Source organism: Mesorhizobium sp. M0514 (assembly GCF_040321145.1).
In the GTDB taxonomy this organism is placed as follows: Bacteria; Pseudomonadota; Alphaproteobacteria; order Rhizobiales; family Rhizobiaceae; genus Mesorhizobium.
On record NZ_JAMYQZ010000149.1, the window covers coordinates 1 to 7,754 of the forward strand.

Here is a 7,754-nt window from a genome sequence, read left to right on the forward strand (position 1 = left end):
TCCTGCATCGGCGGCCGATGCATGGGCTGTTCCGGTCGGGGTTGTGGGGCCGAGGGCAAAGGCACGGGCGCTGGAGCGGCCGGGCCGACGGAGGCCGGCGCACCGACCGCCGCGGCCGTTGCGAGAGGGCTGTCGTCGCGCGCAAAAACCTTGCGCCCACGCCGGCGCTTGCGCCGCTTTCTCGCCTTGCCGCGCTGATGCTGGGCGTCGCCGGCCTGTCCGTTGCCGGACTGGGGCCCCGCCTGGCGGGGCCGCCCGGCGGATGGGCTTGGCCCGCCTGATGGCGGCGAAGCCCTGGACACGCCCACTTCCGGCGCGCCAGCGCCGGTGTCGTGGTCTTCCACTTCAGTTCCTTCCGGCGCCGCGCGAACCGGAAAACCGGACGCAGCAGGCGCTTCAATCTTTTAAGTTGCCGCCAGAGTAGCAGCGCCGGACCGGATCACCAAGAGCAAGGACTCAAATTTTGCCGGCTGCGTCCTGCCAGATCCCCGCTGCTTTGCAGCGTCCCGGCGTTCGCTAGCCTTTCATCTTGCCACTGGCACGACGAATTCGCCGTTGGCGAACCGGCTGCTCACCCTTGCCGGTTGAATAGCCGGCTTCAATGAGGCATTTCTGAAATGAGGGGGAATTGGTGAATCGCGGACGTTTTAACGCCCGCCTGGGCGATGGGCAGCAACACATGACGACAACTCCATGAATTGGGGGGCCACGAATTGGAAGCGCTATCTGTGGCCGGTCATCGGTGTCGCGGCGGTCATCGGGTCGCTGTTGTTGCTGTGGCATGAACTGCGCGGCATCTCGATCGACGATGTCTGGGACGGCATATCCGCCATCCCGACGCGCGGCTGGATGCTTGCGGCACTGAGCTCGGTGGTCGCCTATGCCTCGCTCGCCGGCTATGACCACATCGCGCTCTTGCATATCGGCAGACGAGTGTCGTGGCTGTTCGTCACCTTCTGCTCCTTCACCACCTACGCGCTGTCGCACAATATCGGCGGCTCGGTGTTTTCGGGCGCCGTGATCCGCTACCGCGCCTACGGCACCAGGGGGCTGACCGGCCAGGATGTCGGCATTCTGGTGGCGATCTGCTGGATCACCTTCGTGCTCTCCAGCATTCTGGTCGGCGGCCTGGTGCTGGTTTTCGAGCCTGCAATCATCGACCGCTTTTCCGGCGCCCCGCACCACGGCCTGGCGATCGCCGCCGGCATCGCTTTGCTGATCCTGGTCGGCGCCTACATCTTCGGCAGTTGGCTGCATCTGAAGCCGCTGAAAATCGCCGGCTTCCAGCTGCACTATCCGGCGCTGCCGATCGTGGCGCGGCAATTGCTGATCGGCCCGATCGAGCTTCTGGCAGCAGCGGCGATCATCTTCTTTGCCCTGCCCGTTGCCGGCAATCCCGGCTATTTCGCTATCCTCGGCGTGTTCCTGGTGTCGTTCTCGGTAGCGCAGATCTCGCACGCGCCGGGCGGGCTCGGCGTGTTCGAGGTCGTGTTCCTCGCCGGCCTGTCTGATATGGACCCGGTCGGCGTGCTGGCGGCACTTCTGGTGTTCCGGCTGTTCTACCTGATCATCCCGTTGCTGATCGCGCTCGGCGTGGTGCTGTTCTTCGAACATTCGCAATACAGCCGGACGGAGAGCTGAGGATCATTGGGTGCGGCGCGCCACCCGGGCGTAATTGCCCCTATGAAACGCTGTGATTGAAACGCAGCTTAGGCTTGACTATTTTCCGGCGCCGGCTACAAGGCACGCGCGGCTGCTTCGGCGGCCCACCAGCGCGACAGCGCCTGCTGGGGAATAGGTTAACGGTAGACCCACGGACTCTGACTCCGTTAGTCCTGGTTCGAATCCAGGTTCCCCAGCCAACACTTTTCCAAATAGAATCAGTTGCTTAGCTCACTCGGGATTTCCATTTGTCTCGATTTTGTCTCGCGACACGTTGCGACACGTTCGCCTTGATTCTCAACGGTTCTCATCCATTCGCCGCTACTCGACGCGACATGGAAGCGACATGAAAGGGCATCCTCATGGCATGGTCTGACCTCCTTTTCTTCTCCCCGGTCATCCTTGGCCTTGGTGGCATGGCGCTTGCCAAGCTTCCCGATCTCCTCGACCTGTTGGAAGGCACACCGGGCCAAGCCGATTTCGAACGGTTCGTTTCAGACGCCCATCGGCGCGGCCTGAACTACAGCCAGAGCATGCGCGAGCTTGCTGTCCGGACAGTCTTCGCCCGGCTCCGGCGTGAGGCGTCCGATGCGGTCGCCATGGATATCGAGAACTGGCAGGCCATCCTGGACGCTGCCGTCCAGAAATGCCTTGCCGACAATCCCGAGCACTCCCACGAACTGATGGCGATGATGCAAGGCTTGTCCTATGCCTATGTGTTGTATCCGCATGAGGTGCGCATGGTTGATGCTAAATACGAGAGACTTAATCCGAGACATCTATCTATCGACCAAATGGCAGCGCTACGGGTAGAAAAGTAAGAGTTGGCTGGGTCATTCAGCATGTGCGTGTGCACGATGTCTTCTGGAGTTGCAGACAGCACGCCAATATGAGACTGAAGACAAAACCCGGTGACAAAATTTGGCTAAAAAGCAGACTCTTTTCCAGCACATTTGGCCACGTCGTATTTCGAAGCGGTCCGCCTATGAATTGCGTCGCCTTGATGATGTGGAATTCAAGAAACTAAAATCGGCAACAGCAAAAAGGTCCCGCAAAGGGAGTGCTTCGTCGAGCACGCCTGCAAAGAAAGTCGCACGAAATCTTGAGATTAAACGCCGCCATCACCTCCGACGGCGCTATAGCAGAGCCATGCTTCTTGCCAAGCCAAAGCCGAACGACATTCTCGACGCCCTTTTGGATAATAGGAAATCACGTTGGTTACGATTTAACCGGAGAAAGCACGGCGTCAGGATCGAATGCAGGCAGTTCTCGTTCATTGATAATCCCGAGGAAACGTTCCGAACTTTGCGCAAGATCGCGGAGGCCGATTGCAATGCAATCGACTACGAGGTGAATTTCGAAGACGAGCATGTCCTCGATATCGCCCCGTTTCTCGTTTTCGGAATGATGGTCGAGGGTATGGCGCCGATGACTGGAGGCGGCACCGTATTTGGTCCAACTCGGAAGGTATTAGAGGCGGTTGGGCTCAGAGAGTTCCTCAACATCAAACCATTCGGCCGGATGCGAATGGACGATGTTTGGCCCTTGCCTCTGATGCAGCGCCGGCGGGCCGGCACGTCGAAATCCAGGAAGATCGCAATCGAGCCTACGACATTGGAGATTCGAGCCGATCAGATCACGAAGAAAATAAACGAATGGCTTGGTGAACTAGGATCGCCAAAGGAACTGACGGATCACGGCAGAGGACGTCTTAAAAGCATTGTTACTGAGACACTGAACAATGCGGAGCGCCACGGCCGCGACGGCGGCGACGGCGAATGGATCGTGGCCGGCTTCATGGCTAGGCAGCCTTATGGTGCCAACACGGGATCTGCCAACAATTCGCATGTCTGTCATCTGAGTTTTTTGAACCTGGGTAATTCGATCGCTCACACCATTTCTGGCGCTCCAGAAGACACGTTGGACCAGATAGACCGCTACTGCAAACTCCACAAAAAAATTGGCCGCAGAGAAACAACTCTCGCCACAGTCTTCGCGCTCCAAGATGGCGTGTCGAGGTTGCGACAAGGTGCCGATGGCGTCTCCGGTGGCACGGGCTTGATGGATATGGTAGAGTTTGCCAATGAGCTGGGTAGGGAGACCTCACCTGGACTGGGTCCGCATGTCGCAATTTTGTCTGGCGATGCTTATGTGAAGTTCGAAGCGCCCTTCAATGAGGGATTTGGTTCGAGTGAAAGTGAACGTCGGTTGCAGTGGTTTAATGAGGGTAACGTTGTGTCGAAGCCCCCAAACGATCGATTTGTAAGGGATTTACCTGGGTATTTTCCCGGGACGTTAATTACTATGCGCTTCATCTTGGATGCTTCCATCCAGGCGGCGAGCAAGAAAGATGGCTGATAAAATGATCAACCTTGGCGTTCTCGCGCAAGACGGACGCGTGAGAAATCTATCGGGTAAGGAGCGTGGCGTTGCGGCAAGAGAGGCTCTTTCTATAGACAAACTCGACCGCGAATCTGGCGTGGTCAACGTTGTCGTTCCCGACTATCTAGATGCTATTTCGCCCTCTTATTTTCAAGGGTTGTTCTCGCAGAGCATCGCCCGCCTACACGGCCGCGAGAGGTTCCTCGAGAAATATCATTTCCAAGCCTCCGACCAAATTAAGCAGTGGATCGATATCGGAATTAGGAACGCAACGTCCAGCCGCGCGCCTTTGATCTAGCAAAATGGAAGCAGGAGATGCCATAGCCGGAATCTCCCTAGCGATATCGATTTGGGCGGCGCTTTATTCAACTCGTGTTGAGAGGCGGATTCAAACTAAGGCAGAGCATGTTTCCGCTTTCGACAGCTGGATAGTGCTGCCTTTGGAAGGTCATCTATCCGTTTTGAGTTTGTCGCTGACCAATCTTTGTTCTGCGGCACGGATGAATATGTCAAACGTAGCAGAACGCCAAATCGCGGTCAGGAATGTTCAAAATTCCGAGTTCCTAGGGGCTGTCGAAGAAATTCAGGGTTTCTGCCAAAGCAGGTCCGACGATGCCGTGAAAAGTATTGAAGCGAATTTGAACAACCTGGTCGACAACATTTTCGATGCCGTGAATTCGATAGACGACGACAAACCCCCAGCGGAAATTTTGTCTTTAACTCGCGAAATTACATTGGCAAAGCAAAGTTTCCTTTCTCAGGTGCGTGCAGATGTACAGAGCGCTAGGCTCGCACAAAAATGAGCTGCCGACACCGGGGCGTGCGCTAGCACTGTGCTAGCAAAGGACGGGTTTCAGGCAACCTGCTCAACCAGAATACGTCAAATATCGCCGGGAGAAACCACTCCTCTGCAGCCTTGATAATCGCCTTCCGCAACAACTACCCATTTAAAATAGCCGGTATCGCTGGTGATGATCGCGAGGGTGCCAGATTTAACGACGCAGGCCACAAACGGCATGATCAGATCGATGCCGCCTGGCTCATTCATTAGAGCGTTCCCTTGGCGCGATGCAGAACCGTTCTGCCAAACAATGACCCAACTCTCACCAGGCCGATTTAGTTTCACCGATTGCGCCAGTGCTGCCTGAGTGAAAAGCAAGCTTACGATAGCGGTGAATTTCAGAGCCCGAACAATCTTCATTTTGCGCCTCCCCTGTGACCAGATCGGGGAGTTGAGAAGCCTTCAGGTGGAAGGCCGCATACGCCTTTAGGCTTTCGCCCTGGACATACACGTATGCCTCCCCGACCTTGGTCGGAGAGTGCGGATATCGGCAGCACTGGTGCCGCCACCTGAAGGGGTTCTCACGCCCCTGAGCTTTCGCTCAGATGGCGTTATAAAGGTCGTTGACGCCTCTGCCAATCCTGATGCGCCAGCTTTACCTTTTGGTGCGTTGCTCGAAACTGGCGGGCTGCAGGGCGGAAGGTGCGGTTTCATCGCTCAGCGAAGAGCTGACTGGGCGAAGACCGTAACAGCCGGAGTCACCCGGTGGAAAAACTGATGGGGCTCGGTGCCCTCGGCGTAACAAGCATGGCTGCGGCGGCTCTGGTGACCCCTTATTGGGCGGACATCTGGCGGGTGCTGCGAGGTGGCTGGCCTCAACGTTGCGCTCAGAATGAAGTGGACTGAGAATAAACGCGGCGCGGAGTGACTGGCCGTTCCTTCTGGACAGACTGCAGAGAACGTTTTGCGTCTACCGATGTCGACAAAAAACTTTCCCCCCTTTCGCACTTTGGTTGCAGACTTGTTTACGAATGTCCGTAGAGTATGAACGATCTAATCCGGGTGGGAGGGGGGCTCTTGCCGATACCAGGTTTTGGTGGGAACGGGCTGTTGCCGCCGTTTGTTGGCGTCGATGCAACGACGACGGCCAGCCGATCGCCTTACTTCGCGCATATCACAGAGGTGGTTCAGAATTTTGGCACCTCCGTGGAGCGTCGGGCACTCCTGTCAAATCTGATCAGCTACCGCACACTGCTCGCTGGCGAAGGCTATGTGTCAGGGCTGCAGTTCGTCGATGGAAGTTTTGTGGAGGACATCGAGTCCGTGGCGAAACGGCCGCCAAGCGACATAGACGTATTTAGCATTCTGAACTTGCCGGCCAAATACCTAGGTGCTGGGCCTGACATATTAGCAGAGGGCGAAGCTTTCTGGCGCGATCGGGTCGCTAACAGGGAACATAACAAGGCGAATTTGAAACTCGACACCTATGCGCTCCTGGTGGAACAAACGGCCCTTGGCGACATGCTCCAGCAGGTTATGTATTGGTACAGCTTATTTTCGCATCAGAGAGACACCTTCGCATGGAAGGGCTTTCTTGCGATTGTGATTGACCCGGGTGCCGACAAGGAAGCAGCAAAAATGTTAGGGGGAGCTTGATGCCAACGCTACTCTCCCTTGAATCTCTCGAAACCGACCGCCAGTTCGTTGAGCGTCAGCGCGACGAAGCCAAACAAGGAGCATGGGGCACATCACGATTGATGTGGGAAAACCGGCTTCGGGAACTGAACCTTCGCATTGCCGAGTTGAAAGCTGGGAGCAACAGCTACGCTAGTGTTGCGCTGATTTTCGATGGATTGCCGGTGATTGGGCAGGGAGACATTCGGTTAGACTTCTCTACTGATGCCCTCAACAGCTATCAGAAGATGATCTCAATTGCGCTTGCGTCCCAGGCTGGCGAGGATTTGCCAGAGCGAGGCCCCGTCAAAGGGTCGGGAAAAGGAAGGCTATTTATTCGCGACCTCGTTCGAGGGTCGATGGGTTTCATGCTCGAAGAGCTCGCGCCAGATCAACAGGAGATGATTGCCACTCCATTAAAGCAGGCGGTCGAGAGCGCGACGGCTTTAATCTGCTCCATGACCGCTGACCAAACGGATGAGAATTTTGATGTCTTATTGGCGGATACGCAACCAAGGATGATCGCTGCTGTCCAGAAATTCACGAAGGTGCTTCAGGAGGCTGGGGCTAGCACCCGTATCGTCGGAGACGAACACGCTGTAGGGCTGACGGGACCGCAGGTTGACGCTTTATACAAGCGGCTGAAAACCGTCGAGGTAAAGGAGGATGTTGAGGAGGTCGATGGGACCTTGCTTGGCATCCTACCAGATGCTCACCAGTTCGAAATGCGCCTACCAGGCGATGATGGTGGCACGTTGAAAGGCGGCGTGGCCGATGACCTCGCGCTAAAATATCTGGCCGACTTGCAGTTCAAAGAAACTTTGCTCCTTAAGCCCGTGAGAGCTTCGATCAATTACATCAGAACCATGCGGAACGGAAAAGTGATCAAAGAGCACAAGGTGCTGCAGAATCTGGTGCCATTAGGCTGAGGGCCAACCAACGTCCCTGTGTGGCTCAGTGACCCAAAAGCCGCCGGCTCACGCTGGCGGCTTTTTTGCGTCAGTTGGGAACATCCTCGCTCTGAGGCTGTTCGGTCACACCCGGCTCGTTCTGCAGCGGTCCCAGCCGGTGACCAAGATGCCCTGACTCGTCATGGTCGGCCCGCGCTCGGAAGCAGGCGCGGGCCATCCCATCACAAGCCCGCTAGCCCCCGTCGGCGGGCTTTTCATCGTTCCACGTCACTGCTGTGTTGTCGGTGCGCTACCGCTTCTTTGAATGCGCGTGCTGCTGCATCGCAAGCGACACGTGAGGAGCC

8 protein-coding genes and 1 tRNA gene are annotated in these 7,754 nt (G+C 56.5%); 8 read left to right on the plus strand and 1 reads right to left on the minus strand.

Going from position 1 to position 7,754, the window contains the following annotated elements; all coding sequences use genetic code 11:
* The first annotated feature begins 693 nt into the window (after positions 1–693).
* The 6 genes from NKI61_RS31520 (at position 694) to NKI61_RS31545 (ending at position 4,847) form a co-directional block, all read left to right on the plus strand.
* Positions 694–1,641 carry a lysylphosphatidylglycerol synthase domain-containing protein gene (locus NKI61_RS31520; RefSeq protein WP_023705805.1) on the plus strand — a complete coding sequence of 316 codons (948 nt, stop codon included), beginning with the start codon at positions 694–696 and terminating at the stop codon, positions 1,639–1,641.
* 147 nt (positions 1,642–1,788) lie between these two features.
* Positions 1,789–1,862, plus strand: a tRNA-Gln gene (locus NKI61_RS31525).
* Positions 1,863–2,078: 216 nt separating this feature from the next.
* Complete coding sequence (locus NKI61_RS31530) at positions 2,079–2,483, plus strand: hypothetical protein (RefSeq protein WP_352842266.1); 405 nt, start codon at positions 2,079–2,081, stop codon at positions 2,481–2,483.
* A gap of 100 nt (positions 2,484–2,583) precedes the next feature.
* A complete protein-coding gene (locus tag NKI61_RS31535; protein WP_352842267.1) occupies positions 2,584–4,020 on the plus strand; it encodes a hypothetical protein in 1,437 nt (478 codons plus the stop codon).
* Positions 4,013–4,342, plus strand: a complete 330-nt coding sequence (locus NKI61_RS31540) for a hypothetical protein (protein ID WP_352842269.1) — start codon at positions 4,013–4,015, stop codon at positions 4,340–4,342. Before NKI61_RS31535 ends, NKI61_RS31540 begins: the two co-directional genes overlap by 8 nt.
* Positions 4,343–4,346: 4 nt before the next feature.
* Positions 4,347–4,847, plus strand: a complete 501-nt coding sequence (locus tag NKI61_RS31545; protein ID WP_352842271.1) for a hypothetical protein — start codon at positions 4,347–4,349, stop codon at positions 4,845–4,847.
* A 77-nt stretch (positions 4,848–4,924) separates the two neighbouring features.
* On the opposite strand, the gene NKI61_RS31550 is transcribed toward NKI61_RS31545, so the two are convergent.
* Positions 4,925–5,245 carry a hypothetical protein gene (locus NKI61_RS31550; RefSeq protein WP_352842273.1) on the minus strand — a complete coding sequence of 107 codons (321 nt, stop codon included), beginning with the start codon at positions 5,243–5,245 and terminating at the stop codon, positions 4,925–4,927.
* Between the two features lie 624 nt (positions 5,246–5,869).
* Here NKI61_RS31550 and NKI61_RS31555 point away from each other — a divergent pair.
* Positions 5,870–6,481 carry a DUF6932 family protein gene (locus tag NKI61_RS31555; protein WP_502899956.1) on the plus strand — a complete coding sequence of 204 codons (612 nt, stop codon included), beginning with the start codon at positions 5,870–5,872 and terminating at the stop codon, positions 6,479–6,481.
* A complete protein-coding gene (locus NKI61_RS31560) occupies positions 6,481–7,428 on the plus strand; it encodes a hypothetical protein (RefSeq protein WP_352842275.1) in 948 nt (315 codons plus the stop codon). The genes NKI61_RS31555 and NKI61_RS31560 overlap by 1 nt, the downstream gene beginning before the upstream one ends.
* Positions 7,429–7,754: the final 326 nt, after the last annotated feature.